Raw genomic sequence first — 14,725 nt, forward strand, 5'->3', positions numbered from 1 at the left:
CCGTGCCTCATGCCGCACCCACCGCGATCGCAGTGAGCGCCTTGACCTTCCAGCCGTCCGCAGTACGGGCGAGCGTGGCCTCGAACCGCTTGCGTTCGGTGCCGGCCTCGCCGGTGCGCGGGGTGACCCGGACGTCGACGGTCGCGATCAGCTCGGCCGTACCCGCGCGTTCGTCGAGTGCGGTGAGTGCCGCGTCGGTGACCGTGCCGCGGGCCGTGCTGCCGCTCTTCTTCAGCTCCTGGGCGTCCTTGCCGCGGGTGCGCTTCAGCTGGTCGTGCAACGGCCCGGTCGAGGAGTCCAGCCACTGTTGCAGTCCGGCGTCCACACTCGTGGCGTCCTTGCCGTTGAGGCTGTTCAGCCGGGCGAGATGCTGCTTGCCCGCCACCAGGGCCGCGTCGCGGCTCTTCGCGTACGCGAGGGTCTCGTCGCCGCGCGCCTGGGTGTACGACCAGGCCCCGAACCCGCAGATCAGGGCGGCGCCGAAGACGACCGCGGCGCCGATGAGCTTCCCCTGGTGCGCGTTCACTCGGCGGCCCCCAGTCCCAGCAGCCCCGCCATGCCGTCCGCGGCGGGCGACGCGTTCGCGGTGGCCCCGAGCGCACCCGGGAGCTTGCCTCCCGCGTCGGCGCCCAGGCGCAGCGTGCCCGGCTTCGCGGGCGTGGGCACGGCGCCGCCCTTCGGGGCGTTCGCGCTGCCGCGTACGTTGATGCCGGTGCCGGGCGAGGCGGTGCAGCGCGCCTTGGTGTTGACCGCGGGGCCGGTGGTGGTGTCGAGGCCGTTGCGGTACGTCGTGCCGCCGTATCCGGCGGTGCAGGGCAGCGGGTCGAAGAAGGTGACGGACATCCCGAACCGGGCCCCGTCCTCGTCCACGGCGGTCGCTCCGGCCGCGACGACCGCGGGCAGTTTCACCAGGAGTTCCTCGATGCCGCGCTGCCGAGTGACGGCGACCTCGGAGGTGGTGAGGAGGTTCGCGACGACGACGCCGAATTCGGGGTCGAGGTCGCGCAGCAGACCGCTGATCTGCTCGGTCGCGCCGGGTGCGGCGGCGATCAGCTTGCGCAGGTCGGTGTCCGAGCCCTTGAGCTGGGCCGCGAGTTCCTTGGCCCCGGAGGCGAATCCCTTCAGCGCCTCGCCCTGTTCGGCCTGGGTGCGCAGGACGACCTCGCCGTCCTCCATCAGCTTGGTGTTGGTGGGCAGTGCGTCGTCGGCCGCCTGCACGAACTCGCTGCTGGTGTCCAGCAGGACCTGGAGGTCGTCGCCGCGGCCTTCGAAGGCGGCGCCGAACTCGTCGACCACGGTCCGCAGCGACTCCAGGTCGACGGAGCCGGCGAGGTCGTTGACGCTGGTGAGGATGTTCGTCACCGGTGCCGGGACCGTGGTGTCGGCCTGGTCGATGACCGACCCGTTCGCCAGGAAGGGCCCGTCGGTGCGGGTGGGCCGGAGGTCGACGTACTGCTCGCCGACGGCGGAGAGGCTGGCGACGACGGCCTTCAGGTCGTCGGGGATGGGTGGTGCGGACTTGTTGATCCGCAGTTCGGCCTCCACCCCGTCGTCGGTGAGTTCGATCGGGCCGACACGGCCCACCGAGACCCCACGGTAGGTGACGTTGGAGTGGGTGAACAGCCCTCCGGTGCGGGAGAGTTGGACCTTGACGGTGTAGTAGTCGCGCATCCCGATGTAGTGGCCGAGGTCGGCGTACCGGACGCCCAGATAGCCGAGCACCAGCACGGCGATGATCAGGAACGCGATGTTCTTCAGCCGGGTGGCGAGGGTGATCATCGGTTGCTCCCCTCCGAGGCCGAAGACGTTCCGGACGGCGTGGTCGTGGTCGTTTGCGAGTCGGTGACCGACGGCAGCGGCAGCGGCAGTTGGGCCGCGGCCGCCTTGACCGTCGCGGTCGTCGTGGTGGCGTCCGGGTCGTAGGCCGGGATGATCGTGGTGCCGGGGACCGCGGCCATGTCCAGGTAGACGTTGAGGTAGTCGCCCTTGACGCCGCGCAGCACCTCGTCGGTGAACGGGTAGGTCATCAGCACCTGGAGGGAGTCCGGGAGGTCGTTGCCGGAGTCGGCGAGCGCCTTCAGGGTGGGGGCGATGGCCTTGAGGTCGGCGATCGTGTCCGCCTTGCTCTTGTTCACGGTGTCGACGGCGACGGTGGACAGGGTGTCGAGTGCGCGCAGCATGGTGAGGAGGGAGCCGCGCTGTTTCTCCAGGACCTTCATCCCGGGGCTGAGGTCGGTGAGGACCTTGCCCACGTCCTGTTTGCGGGTGGCGAGGGTGGTGGAGAGCCGGTTGACTCCGTCGAGCGCCTCGGTGATGTCCTGCTTGTGGTCGTCGAGGTCGGTGACGAGGGTGTCGATGCGGCTGAGCGCGGACCGGATCTGCGGTTCCTGGCCGGACATCGCCTTGTTGAGTTCGACCGTGATGGTCTTGAGCTGGTTGATGCCACCGCCGTTGAGGAGCAGGGACATCGCGCCGAGCACCTCTTCGACCTCGGCGTTGCGGTTGGTCCGGGCGATCGGGATCTTGGCACCGTCGGTGAGGGTGCCCTGGGCCTTCCCGGCCGCGGGCGGGGTGAGCTGGATGTACTTCTCGCCGAGCAGGCTGGACTGTTCCAGTTGGGCGTACGCGTTGGCGGGCAGTTCGACCTTCCCGTTGACGCGCATGGTCACCCGGGCCTGCCAGCCGTCCGGGGCGAGGGAGATCTTGGTGACGCGGCCGACGGCGACGTCGTTGACCTTCACCGAGGACTGCGGGGAGAGGCTGAGTACGTCCGCGAACTCGGCGGTGATCTCGTACGGATGGTCCCCGAGGTCCGCGCCGCCGGGCAGGGTCACCTGGTCGATGCCGTTGAACTCCGGGGCCTCGCAGCCCCTGACGACGAGGAGGCAGCAGAGGCCGAAGACGACCAGGGTGGCGCCGCCGGTGGTGGCGAGGGCGCCGGGTCTGCGCAGGGTCCGGCTCACTGGTTCGCCCCCTTGGTGTCGTTGTTCTTCGCCGTCCCGGTGGCCTCGGAGGTGCCGTAGACGGTGCCCACGGCCGGCAGCGGCAGCGAGGGCAGGGACTTCTGCTCCTCGGCCGTCACCGGGGAGAGACCTTCCAGGCTCGCCGTCGATTCGGTGAGCGGTCCGCCCATGCTGAGCTCGTTGAGGTTGGTCCGGCCGTTGAGGGTCCGGTTCGTCGGGTCGTACGCGTTGATGAGGTTGCCCGCGGAGAGCGGCAGGATGTCGAGGGAGTCGGCGAGCGAGGCCCGCTGGTTCACGAGGGTCTGGGTGATCGGCACCAGGGCGGCCACGTTCTTCTTGAGTGCTCCGCGGTTGTCCTGGATGAAGGTCTTGACCTGGGCGAGTGCGGTGCCGAGTTCCTTGAGCGCGGCGCCGAGGTTCTCCTTGTCGTCGGCGAGGAAGCCGGTCACCGAGTTCAGCTGCTGCTCGGCGGCGCGCACATTGCCGTCGTTGTCCTTCAGCATCGTGGTGAAGGACTGGAGGTAGGACAGGGTGTCGAAGAGGTCCCCGCTGCTCTTGTCGAGGGTCTTGGTGGCCTTGCCGAACTGTTCGATGGAGTCCCCGATGTCCTTGCCGTTGCCCTGGAGGTTCTTCGCTCCGGTGTCGAGGAGTCCGGCGAGCGCTCCGTCCGCGTTGGCGCCGTTGGGTCCGAGCGCGTCGGCGAGTTCGGTGATGGAGTCGTACAGCTGGTCCACCTCGACCGGCGTCGCGTTGTTCGCGGCGGGCAGTTCGGCGCCGTCGGCCAGTGCCGCTCCCCCGTCGTAGGCGGGGGCGAGCTGGACGTACCGGTCGGCGACGAGGCTGGGGGCGACGACGACGGCGTGCGCCTCCTTGGGGATCTTGATGCCCTTGTCGACCCGCAGGACGACCTTGACCTCCTTGCCGTGCGGGGTGACCGATTCGACGGTTCCGGCCCGCACGCCGAGGATCCGCAGGTCCGATCCGGCGTAGACACCGGTGGCCTGGTCGAAGTACGCGGTGACGGTCGTGGTGCCTTCTTCGTCCATGGCCATCACCCCGGTGGTGGCAACGGCGGCCACTACGACGAGTCCGGCGCCGATGCCGACGATGCGCGTCAGTCTCATGTCAGCTGCCGCCTTCTTGCTTGGGAGGCATACATCCGGTCTCCGGCGGGGTGTCGGCGGGGAGGTAGTTCTTCGGGACGACGCCGCAGACGTAGTTGTCGAACCAGCGGCCGTTGCCGAGGGTGTTGCCGACGAGCCGGTTGTACGACCCGGCGAGCGAGAGCACCTTGTCGAGGCTCTTGCGGTTCTTCACCAGGACCGCGGTGACCCGGCTCAGTGCGGTGAGCGTGGGCTTGAGCTGTTTGTTGTTGTCGGCGACGAGTCCGGTGAGCTGGGTGCCCAGGTCCCGGGTGCCGGTGAGCAGCAGATGGATGGAGTCGCGGCGGGCCTGGATCTCGCCGAGGAGCAGGTTGCCGTCCTCCAGGAGCGTTTCGAAGCTGCTCTTCTTGTTGGAGAGCGTCTTGGTGAGCTGCTTGCTGCTCTTGAGGAGGGTGGCGAGCTGGGCGTCGCGTTCGGAGACGGTCTTGGACAGGGCGGAGAGCCCGTTCGCGGCGCTCTTCACGTTCGGAGGGGAGTCCTTGAACGTGGCGGAGATCGTCTCGAAGCTCTTGGCGAGCTGGGCGGTGTCGATCTCGTCGATGGTCTCGCCGAGGCCGTTGAACGCCTGGGTGACGTCGTACGGCGAGGTGGTGCGGCTCGCGGTGATGCGCTCGCCGGGGTCCTGCGGGGCGTTGCCCAGCGGGTCGACGGCGAGGTACTTGTCGCCGAGCAGGGTCTTGATGGCGATGCCGACGGTGCTGGAGTTGCCGATCCAGGCGTCCTTGACCCGGAAGGTGACCTTGACCTTGGCGCCGTCGAGGGCGACGCCGGTGACCTCGCCGACCTTCACTCCGGCGATCCGGACCTCGTCGCCGTCGGAGAGCCCGGCCGATTCGGTGAAGTCGGCGGTGTAGGTCGTGCCGGTGCCGATGAAGGGCAGCGAGTCGGCGCTGTAGGCGCCGTATCCGAGGAGGGCCAGGACGAGCAGGCCGACGGTGCCGACGGCGACCGGGTTGCGTTCCCGTACGGGCTTGATTCTCATGACAGGCACCTCGGCTGGGTGATCTCGATGCCGGTGGGCGGCGTGGATCCGTCACTGGTCGCCACGCCGCTGACCTTGGCCTCGCAGAGATAGAGGTTCAGCCATGAGCCGTACGAGGCGAGGCGGCTGATCGCGGTCATCTTGGCCGGGGTCTTCTCCAGGAAGTTCTCGATCTTCGAGGAGTTGTCCGCCAAGTTGTCGGAGAGGCGCCCGAGTTGCTTGATGTCGTCCTTCAGCGGCTTGCGTCCGTCGTCGAGCAGGTCGGCGGTGACGGTGGTGAGCGCGCCCATCGCGGTGACGGCCTCGCCGAGCGGTTTGCGGTCGCCGGCGAACCCGGTGACAAGCTTCTGGAGAGTGTCGACGAGGTCGTTGAAGCCGTCCTCGCGGTCGTTGACGGTCTCCAGGACCGTGTTGAGGTTCTTGATCACCTCGCCGATCACCTTGTCCTTGGCGGCGACGGTGCTGGTCAGCGAGCCGACGTGCTGGAGGATGCTGTCGACGGTGCCGCCTTCGCCCTGGAGCACCTGGACGATGGAGCCGGCGAGCTCGTTGACGTCCGGCGGAGAGAGCCCTTCGAAGAGCGGCTGGAAGCCGTTGAAGAGCTGCGTGAGGTCGAGGGCCGGGGAGGTGCGGGAGACCGGGATGGTCGAGCCGGCGTCGAAGCTCTCGCCGACCGGTCCGGCGCCCTGGTCGAGGTCGATATAGCGCTGGCCGACCATGTTGAGGTACTTGATGGACGCGGTCACCGAAGCCGGGAGCTTGCGGCCCTTCTTGACGCTGAAGCCGACCTCGGCGAGCCGCCGGTCGGCGACCTTGATGGAGTCGACCTGGCCGACCTTGACGCCGGCGATCCGGACGCTGTCGCCGACGATCAGTCCGGTGGCGTCGGTGAACCGGGCCTTGTAGCCGACGGTGTCGCCGACGCTGGTGTTGGCGATGGAGAGGGCCAGGACGGTGGTGGCCAGTGCGGTGACCACGACGAAGACGATCGATTTCGCGAGGGGCCCGGCCAGGGAGCGGCGCTTCACTTGAGCTTCACCTCCGCACCGCGGAAGGCCGGTCCGATGAGCACGCTGCTCCACTCGGGCAGATCCTGCGGCTGGACTTTCAGTGAGGGAGCCACCAGCTCGTTGACGAGCAGGCTCTCCTGCGGGGAGTTGGGCATGCCGAGGGTCGCGTCCGCTGCCGCCACCTCTTCGGGGGCGCCGGATGCGGACTCCTGCGAGGTCTGCTCGTCGGCCGCGGCTCGGCGGTCCGCGGTCGGCACGGTGTCGCCGATGTAGGGCAGGGAGTAGCAGTGGGGTCCGCCGGTCGCGTTGTAGACCGGGGTGTCCTTTCCGGCCACGTACTTCCCCTTGGAGGGCACGGTCTTCAGCGTGACGTGCAGACCGGGTTGGTCGGTGCCCTTGCCGAGTGCCTTGTCCATCGCCGGGACGAACCCGGCGACGGTGCGCAGGGTGCAGGGGAACTCCGAGGAGTACTTCGCGAGGGTCTCCAGGGTCGGCCTGCCCGACGCGGAGAGCCGGATGAGGTTGTCCTTGTTCTTCCGCAGGAAGGTGGTGATGTCCTGGGCGGAGGAGGTGGTCGACCCGTATGTCTCGGCGAGCCCGGCCTGCTTCTCGACGAGGGTGCTGCTGGTGGTGGTGAAGTCGGTGAGCGCGTCGAGGATGTCCGGTGACGCGTCCGCGTACACCGTGCTCACCTTGACGAGCTGCTTCAGGTCCTCGTTGAACGTGGGCAGTTCGGGGTTGAGCTTCTTCAGGTGGGCATCGAGTTCGACGAGCGTGTCGCCGAGCTTCTCGCCCCGCCCCTCAAGCGCCTGGGAGACGGCGGTGAGGGTGGCGGACAGCTTCTGCGGCTGTACGGCGGTGAGCAACGGCAGGACGTTGTCGAGGACCTGTTCCAGCTCGATGGCGTTGCTGGAGCGGTCCTGCGGGATCTCGTCCCCGGCCTTCAGTGTCTGCGTGGAGGGCACGTCCGGCGGGACGAGTGCCACGAACCGTTCCCCGAAGAGGGTGGTGGGCAGCATCTGGGCGGTGACACCGGCCGGGATCTGGTCGAGCTTGTCGGGCTGGATGGCGAGGGTGAGACGGGCTCCCTCCCCCTCGGCCGCGATGGTGCGGACCTGGCCGACGACGACACCGCGCAGTTTCACGTCGGCGTTGTCGTGCATCTCGTTGCCGACGGATCCGGTCCGCAGGGTCACGGTGGCGTCGTGGGTGAAGTCCTTGTTGTACACCGCGACCGACACCCACACGAGAACGACGGGTACGAGGAGGAAGCCTGCCCCGGACAGCCGGCGGCGTACCGTCTGCGCGTTCATCATCCGGCCACCTTCACGGTCGTCGTGGCTCCCCAGATGGCGAGGGAGAGGAAGAAGTCGGTGACGCTGATCAGCACGATCGCGTTGCGCACCGAGCGTCCGACGGCGATGCCCACCCCGGCGGGGCCGCCCTCGGCCCGGAATCCGTAGTAGCAGTGGGCGAGGATCACCATCACGCTGAAGATCAGCACCTTGAGCACCGACAACAGGACGTCGTCCGGGGAGAGGAACAGGTTGAAGTAGTGGTCGTACGTGCCCGACGACTGTCCGTTGAACAGGACGGTGACGTAGCGGGAGGCGACGTACGAGGAGAGCAGTCCGATCGCGTACAGCGGGACGATCGCGACGACTCCCGCGATGACCCGGGTGGTGACCAGGTACGGCATGGACCGCACGCCCATCGCTTCGAGGGCGTCGACCTCTTCGTTGATCCGCATCGCGCCGAGCTGGGCGGTGAAGCCGGCTCCGACGGTGGCGGAGAGAGCGAGTCCGGCGACGAGCGGGGCGATCTCACGGGTGTTGAAGTAGGCGGAGATGAAGCCGGTGAAGGCGGAGGTGCCGATCTGGTTGAGCGCCGCGTACCCCTGGAGGCCGACGACCGTGCCCGTGAAGAGCGTCATCCCGATCATCACGCCGATGGTTCCGCCGATGACGCCGAGGCCGCCGCTACCGAAGGCGACTTCGGCGAGCAGCCGCTGCACCTCCTTGAGGTAGCGGCGCAGGGTCCGGGGAATCCATATCAACGCACGTATGTAGAAGTTGAGTTGATCGCCCGAGCGATCCAGCCAACCAAGCATGGACATCTTCGCTCAGCTCCCCTTCGCGGGGACGATCTGGAGATAGATCGCCGTGAGGACCATGTTCACGAAGAACAGCAGCATGAAGGTGATGACGACGGACTGGTTGACCGCGTCACCGACGCCCTTGGGGCCGCCGCGCGGGTTCAGTCCGCGGTAGGCGGCGACGATGCCGGCGATGAACCCGAAGATCAGCGCCTTGAACTCGCTGATGTAGAGGTCGGGCAGCTGGGCGAGGGCGGAGAAGCTGGCGAGGTAGGCGCCGGGGGTGCCGTGCTGCATGATCACGTTGAAGAAGTAGCCGCCCAGGGTGCCGACGACCGAGACCAGACCGTTGAGCATGACGGCCACGAACATGGTGGCCAGGACTCGCGGGACGACCAGGCGTTGGATGGGCGAGACGCCCATGACCTCCATCGCGTCGAGTTCCTCGCGGATCTTGCGTGATCCGAGGTCGGCGCAGATCGCCGAACCGCCCGCGCCGGAGATCAGCAGCGCCACGATGAGGGGGCTGGCCTGCTGGATGACGGCGAGGACGCTGGCGCCGCCGGTGAAGGACTGGGCGCCGAGCTGCTGAGTGAGTGAGCCGACCTGGAGGGCGATGACCGCGCCGAAGGGGATGGAGACGAGGGCCGCGGGCAGGATGGTGACGCTGGCGATGAACCAGAACTGTTCGATGAACTCCCGTACCTGGAAGGGCCGTCGGAAGACGTCGCGGGTCACGGACAGGGCGAGCGCAAACAGCTTGCCGGTCTCGCGCAGCGGTGCGAGCAGCCTCGTCGGCCGTTGCTGCACCGGAGCCTGCTGCGGGGGCTTCGCATCGATGGTGGGCGGCTCGGGGGGCCGCACCGGGATCTCGGCGGTCACGGGTGTGCACCGCCGGCGGCCGGGCTGTTGCTGTTCATGATGGCCGCGCGGGCGGCTTCCGGGAGCTGGCCCATCATGCCGAGGACCCGCTCCCGGCGGCGCAGGGCCGCCTGGCGGACCGGCATCCCGGGCGAGGGCTCCAGCTGCGGTACGACGGTCCGCGGGGCGGAGCTGTGGTCGTAGCCGTTGCCGTTCAGCTGCTCGGCGGCGAGGGTGGCGGCGTCCTTCTCCTCGGACATGCCGATGGGTCCCTCGCGGCGCCCCGAGAGGAACTGCGAGACGACGGGCATGTCGCTGGTGAGCAGCACCTCACGCGGCCCGAAGGTCACCAGGTTGCGGCAGAACAGCATCCCCATGTTGTCGGGGACGGTCGCCGCGATGTCGAGGTTGTGGGTGACGATCAGCATGGTGGCATCGATCTGCGCGTTGAGGTCGATGAGGAGCTGGGAGAGGAATGCGGTGCGGACCGGGTCGAGTCCCGAGTCCGGCTCGTCGCAGAGGATGATCTGCGGGTCCAGGACGAGCGCACGGGCCAGGCCGGCCCGCTTGCGCATGCCGCCCGAGATCTCACCGGGCAACTTCCCCTCGGAACCGAGGAGTCCGACGATGTCGATCCGCTCCATGACGATGCGGCGGATCTCGGATTCCTTCTTCTTGGTGTGCTCACGAAGCGGGAAGGCGATGTTGTCGAACAGCGACATCGAGCCGAAGAGGGCACCGTCCTGGAACATGAGCCCGAAGAGCTTGCGGGTCTCCATGATGTCCCGCTCGGGGCTGTTCACCATGTCGACACCGTTGATGAGCACGCGGCCCTGTTCGGGCTTCAGCAGGCCGATGATGGACTTGAGGAAGACGGTCTTCCCCGTCCCCGACGGGCCCAGCATGACGCTGACCTCGCCGGCCGGGAGCGTGAGCGACACGTCCTGCCAGATGTTCTGCTTGCCGAAAGACTTGGTAAGGCCTTCGACAACTACTTCGATTCCCATCCCACCTCCTGCATGCGCTCACGAAGTGACAGAAGTGCGCCAAGGGGCGCACGTTAAGTTGACCGACACCGCCAGGACAAGCCTTTGAACAGCCAATTCGTGAACGACCGGCCCACTTGTCATCGAGTGACAAACTTTCGGTCGAACCTTGCGAAGAACTGCGTACGCACCGCCGTCGGCGCAGGCCGGGGCCGGACGCCCCAGGGGGCTCGAGCCAAGGGTCCCGGTACAAGAGCTCGACCCGCGTGACACATCGGGAGCGAGGGGCTCCCGGGCAGGGAGTCGCGGCGGGGAGGCCGCGACGGAGTCCCTGTCTGACGGGTGAGCAATCTCCGGGCGCACCGGACGAGTTGCCGACGGGGGCGAGGTTACGGCTGGGTAACCTGCCCCGCAATACCAGTTCTACAAGTTTTCGTGGGCCCTTGTCGAACCGTCGATTTCTTCGCACTGTCTGAGCAGGGCCCCCGGCGAAATTGTCGTCGAGCGACAACTCCCGAAGCCCCTCCGACGAGCCTCCGTTGATGCCGGGCGCCCACCCGAAGACCACCTGGACCGGCGCGAACGCTCGAGAAAAGGCATCGATTCGGCAACGGTTGCGTGCGAGAGCGCTGCAGGTCCGCCCGGGGAACCTACGCACGGCGTGACAAGGTGGCTTGAAGCCGTACTCACCTGCGGACGAATGTCATGCGCGGGGGCAGATTCTCAAACAGCAGGATTGTGCGCCAGTGTTTCTCGCCAGTAACCTCACGGCTCGGTGAATGGGGAGTTCGGCACCATCATTGCTCGCTCAAGACCCCAGCACCCGCATTTCGCACAGCTATGGTCTGCGCATCCCTCATCTCATGAACCACCGCACGCCGGCTCCGGGGCGGCGCGGACAGACCGAGCAATTCCGGGTTCACCAGGCCGCCGCGACGACGGCTGCCACAGAAAAAGGGGAAGACATGAGATCTGCTTCGAACCGGGTGCGTGTGGGGCTGCTGGCCTCCTTCACCGCTCTGGCCGCCTTCGCGTCCATGGGTTCGGCCACCGCGGCCACCACCCTGAACGGCAACTGGGCGCCCTTCAACCGCTGTCCGGTGGACGCTGCGGCCATGCTGGCCGCGGACGGTGCGACCGACACCGCCACCTGCGTCTCCTCGCACTCGGCGAGCGGCACCATCAAGCTCGGCAACTCCGTGGTTCCGGTGGGCGCCAGCGACCTGCAGATCGGGGTCATCACCCATCCCGGCGGCGGAACCACCGTGGTCTCGCCCCCGGAGGGCGCCCTGGTCGCGGACTCCGCGCAGATCCCCGGCGGACTGCTCGGCCTGATGTGCCCCAGCGACATCCCCGTGATCACCAACATCTGCAATCAGCTGACCGACGCCAAGCTGAACCGAGTGACGGCCACCATCGAGTCCGTCAACAACCCCAGCAGCTTCTCGCTCGTGGCCGGATTCAGCGTCGGAAAGCCGATCGTCACGCTGCCGGTCCGGATCCACCTGGAGAACTCGTTCCTCGGTGACTCCTGCTACATCGGATCTGCTTCGGACCCGATCCTGCTCAACCCGGCGAACCTGACGCGTCCGACCTCCGTCAGCACCCAGAGGTTCGCCGGTGACGGCACCACCGACTCGACCGGCCCCATGGGCCGCATCAGCCTCCTGGGCGCCACCCAGAGCGACACGACGTACGCGGTCCCCGGAGCCACTGGATGCGGGCTGGGCCTGCTCAACTGGGCGGTGAACCTGAAGACCGACCTGCCCTCGGCCTCGGGCAACAACTACGTGAACCTCGACAACGCCCAGACGTACGTCGCGACGATCAACAGCCCCGGCAGCGTCGCCCCTGACGCGGGCAAGCTGCTGTCGCAGTACTGGCACTCGGCGGCCCAGTAACCACTGGCCGTCCGCATCCGACGCCCCGGTGGGGCCACGCTCCTGCGGGAACGTGGCCTTGCCGGGGCGTACAGGCGTGTCGGGCGAGCATCATGAGCTCCTTCCGGGCACGGCACCTGAGCGGATGACGGAGGCCGGATGTGCAACACAAGGCTCCCGTGCCGTCGAGCGAGATACTTGGCATCTCACCCGCCGGCACGGGAGCTTCGGCGGTTCCCTGTCCTGCCTCACTCGGTCTGCCGGGCGCTTTGGCCGAGTGGTCAGGGTGCTCGTCGTCAGTCGTAGCCGCGTGCCAGGCCGTTGAGGCCCCGCGCGCACGCAGAAAGTACCGAGGACGGCCGGCCTACGGGATGATGGTGTACGTCCCCCTCGGACGGGATGACGTCACCGTTGTCGATGAGCCCCAGGCAGCTGGCGTTGGACGCGACCAGGTCGCTCGGACACACCGTGAAAACATGGGTGGAGCTGTCGTACACGCCGGCGACCGTCCCCGTGATATCCGCGGAGCAGCCTATGCCGCTGAAGGGCATGCTCACGCCGGAGACCGTCGCGTAGGTCAACGTAGAGGTCTGTGACGTAACGAAGACGAACCAGGCCCCCCAGGAGGACGTCCACGTCGAGTCCGCCCATGCCACAGCCGTCGAAGCCGAAGGCATCGACGTAACCAGCCGTTCCGGCGTCATTCACCGTTGCACTGACATCAGAGGAGTAGCAGGAGAATCCACCGATTACCGCGTCGTGGAGCGGGCAGTGACGGCGCACCTGCGACCGCCTCCTGGACGTCCCGGACGGGGGTCACGCAGGCCGAGGCCGGCGTTGGGACAACAGCACCACTCACACCGAGAACTGTCATGAGGCTATCGGCGTTCCGCCGAGCCGATGTCTCGTCCTGCGCAAGATTCGCCCATTATCACATCACGGCCAAACAACCTGACGGCACGTCGATCACCCCGCCACCCGTACCCGAGCAACCATGAACCTGTCCGTTGGGTCAACTGGCGGGCTTTACCTCTCCGGAAGTGCTGGGGCTCCGGGCGACGTCGGCATCCGAATCTCGCCGTGCAACGCCCGGTCGGCCGGCGAACGTCGGGCGGAACAAGTGTCCTGCCCGACGTTCGCCGGCTGGGGGGAACGTCCGTGACGTGGTCGCTACTGCGTGCCGGGCATTTTCGGCATGGTCGGCGGGCAGGAGGTGTTCTGCTGTGACGGAACACAGGTCGTCCCCTGGTTCATGTTGATCAAGTTCCCAGGGCCTGAGATGGATGCCGTGAACAAGGCGTCGAGGTCTTCACCACCTGTTCCGCAGCCGGAAAACGGCGGGATATCGACTTCCCCTGAAAGGGGGCCCCCAAAGAAGACATTGGTGTACCCCGCCCCGCCATTAAGAACCACCTTGAACGGGGTTGCGGTCCTGCAGTTACTTCCCACATCCAGGGGCGTTCCGTTGATCTTCACGTCGTGAATACGCAAGGACTGCTTGAAATACACCGTGGCAAAGTTAGTTCGGTTGGGGATCCTACCGATACTCCCTGTGGAGACGGTGATCGGGCCGTTCTCGAATTCGACTTTTGCACTCACCGGCTGGAATCCAAATGCCATAAACGTTGATTCAGCATCCGGAAGCTTCAGATTTGCCAGCGAGTCGATGCGACTGTAGTAGCCGCCCTTTTGATTGGCATTGCGACCAGCTGTGTGCTTGGATGCAATGACGCTGATCAACGCCGGGGTACCTGCGGGATCATTAATGATCATGGCCCCATTCAGCTTACGTACATTGGCGAGCCCGATCGCATAAGCACAACCGAAGGTTCCGGGAAAATTGCCCTCCTTGAGGGGATCACCTTCAGGCGCCTGCGGCGCCTCGCTCCAGTCCATCTCCCCCGTAGGCGGCTCGACCGGACACGGATCGGCATCTTCGGCCGCGGTGTCCTCCGCCTCGACCATGATGCTTCTGGCGGACTTCTCGCCCGACTCTCCGCGCTCCTCCGTACCAGATGTCCCGGGCGCTTCGGCACCCGAGCCGCCTGACACCGCTGACACCGAAACGGTCGCAAGGCGTCCGTCCTGGCCTTCCGAGGGCTCGCAGGTCAGTGTCACCGGAGCCGATTCGCTCTCCTGGTCCAGCGCCGCCGCGGCGCGGAGTACGACCGTCAACTCCCTTGCGGTGAAAACGACGTCACCCGCACTCCCTAGCGTCACCGACGGGACTTCGCCCGAGTGGGCCATCCTCACCGCGCCGTCGGACGGAACTGGGGAGCTCGGAGCGCCGAGGTCCGCCCACTGCGCCTCGACCGACTGGCCGTTCTGCGCCACCTCCACCGTGAGCGTCGCCGTGCTCACCACTCCATCGACACCGGCCGGGAGCAGCCCGACGAGATCAGGCCGTGACAGGGCCACGGCGACCGTCGCAGACCCTGGTTGCACGGGTTGACCGACCTCGCCCGTGGCCGGGACGTCCACTGAGACTTCGGCCGTGACCGTGACCGCCTCAGTGCTGTCCTCCAGGCCGCAGTCGTACGCAAGGGTGACCGACTTCGTACCTTCGTCCGCAGCCGATCCAGGTCCGGACAGCAGCCCGGCAAGGAGCGCGACGCTCACGATCGAGGCAAGCCGTATCGACCGCCTCCCGCCTCTCACGGGTGACTTCATGTTCATCCCGAACCTGTCCTCCACCTTGCGCGTGCCGCAACTGATCTACTGCGGCGCTGTCCCACACCGCACTGGAAACGAGAAGGCCGGGCCGACGGCGGGAGCATCTGTTCGC

General features: G+C 67.1%; 13 protein-coding genes. 1 reads left to right on the forward strand and 12 read right to left on the reverse strand.

Annotated elements, in window-relative coordinates:
• Nucleotides 1-7: 7 nt before the first annotated feature.
• From AB0L71_RS12900 to AB0L71_RS12945, 10 genes are read right to left on the reverse strand one after another with little or no spacing between them, the layout of a single operon-like run.
• Nucleotides 8-526 carry a hypothetical protein gene (locus AB0L71_RS12900; protein ID WP_365241676.1) on the reverse strand — a complete coding sequence of 173 codons (519 nt, stop codon included), beginning with the start codon at nt 524-526 and terminating at the stop codon, nt 8-10.
• Nucleotides 523-1,779 carry an MlaD family protein gene (locus AB0L71_RS12905; RefSeq protein ID WP_365241679.1) on the reverse strand — a complete coding sequence of 419 codons (1,257 nt, stop codon included), beginning with the start codon at nt 1,777-1,779 and terminating at the stop codon, nt 523-525. Before AB0L71_RS12905 ends, AB0L71_RS12900 begins: the two co-directional genes overlap by 4 nt.
• Nucleotides 1,776-2,963, reverse strand: coding sequence for an MCE family protein (locus tag AB0L71_RS12910; RefSeq protein WP_365241682.1), 1,188 nt, complete (start codon nt 2,961-2,963; stop codon nt 1,776-1,778). Before AB0L71_RS12910 ends, AB0L71_RS12905 begins: the two co-directional genes overlap by 4 nt.
• Complete coding sequence (locus AB0L71_RS12915; RefSeq protein ID WP_365241685.1) at nt 2,960-4,087, reverse strand: MCE family protein; 1,128 nt, start codon at nt 4,085-4,087, stop codon at nt 2,960-2,962. Before AB0L71_RS12915 ends, AB0L71_RS12910 begins: the two co-directional genes overlap by 4 nt.
• A 1-nt stretch (nt 4,088) precedes the next feature.
• Nucleotides 4,089-5,108: an MCE family protein gene (locus tag AB0L71_RS12920; protein ID WP_365241688.1), complete on the reverse strand. Its 1,020-nt coding sequence runs from the start codon at nt 5,106-5,108 to the stop codon at nt 4,089-4,091.
• Entirely contained in the window at nt 5,105-6,136 is a 1,032-nt protein-coding gene (locus AB0L71_RS12925; RefSeq protein ID WP_365241691.1) for an MCE family protein, read from the reverse strand. Before AB0L71_RS12925 ends, AB0L71_RS12920 begins: the two co-directional genes overlap by 4 nt.
• A complete protein-coding gene (locus AB0L71_RS12930; RefSeq protein WP_365241694.1) occupies nt 6,133-7,431 on the reverse strand; it encodes an MCE family protein in 1,299 nt (432 codons plus the stop codon). The genes AB0L71_RS12925 and AB0L71_RS12930 overlap by 4 nt, the downstream gene beginning before the upstream one ends.
• On the reverse strand, nt 7,431-8,234 hold the full coding sequence (locus AB0L71_RS12935) for an ABC transporter permease (protein WP_365241697.1): 804 nt from the start codon (nt 8,232-8,234) through the stop codon (nt 7,431-7,433). Before AB0L71_RS12935 ends, AB0L71_RS12930 begins: the two co-directional genes overlap by 1 nt.
• A 6-nt stretch (nt 8,235-8,240) precedes the next feature.
• Entirely contained in the window at nt 8,241-9,095 is an 855-nt protein-coding gene (locus AB0L71_RS12940; protein WP_365241700.1) for an ABC transporter permease, read from the reverse strand.
• Entirely contained in the window at nt 9,092-10,081 is a 990-nt protein-coding gene (locus AB0L71_RS12945; RefSeq protein ID WP_365241703.1) for an ATP-binding cassette domain-containing protein, read from the reverse strand. Before AB0L71_RS12945 ends, AB0L71_RS12940 begins: the two co-directional genes overlap by 4 nt.
• A 944-nt stretch (nt 10,082-11,025) precedes the next feature.
• Between AB0L71_RS12945 and AB0L71_RS12950 the strand changes: the two genes are divergently transcribed.
• Nucleotides 11,026-11,961, forward strand: coding sequence for a hypothetical protein (locus AB0L71_RS12950; protein WP_365241706.1), 936 nt, complete (start codon nt 11,026-11,028; stop codon nt 11,959-11,961).
• Nucleotides 11,962-12,236: 275 nt separating this feature from the next.
• Here the strand turns inward: AB0L71_RS12950 and AB0L71_RS12955 are convergent, their stop codons facing one another.
• Both AB0L71_RS12955 and AB0L71_RS12960 read right to left on the reverse strand, forming a co-directional pair.
• Nucleotides 12,237-12,497 carry a hypothetical protein gene (locus AB0L71_RS12955; RefSeq protein WP_365241709.1) on the reverse strand — a complete coding sequence of 87 codons (261 nt, stop codon included), beginning with the start codon at nt 12,495-12,497 and terminating at the stop codon, nt 12,237-12,239.
• A 613-nt stretch (nt 12,498-13,110) separates the two neighbouring features.
• A complete protein-coding gene (locus AB0L71_RS12960; RefSeq protein WP_365241712.1) occupies nt 13,111-14,559 on the reverse strand; it encodes a DUF6801 domain-containing protein in 1,449 nt (482 codons plus the stop codon).
• Nucleotides 14,560-14,725 lie beyond the last annotated feature (166 nt).

The organism is Streptomyces sp. NPDC052052 (genome assembly GCF_040680455.1).
Lineage (GTDB): Bacteria > Actinomycetota > Actinomycetes > Streptomycetales > Streptomycetaceae > Streptomyces.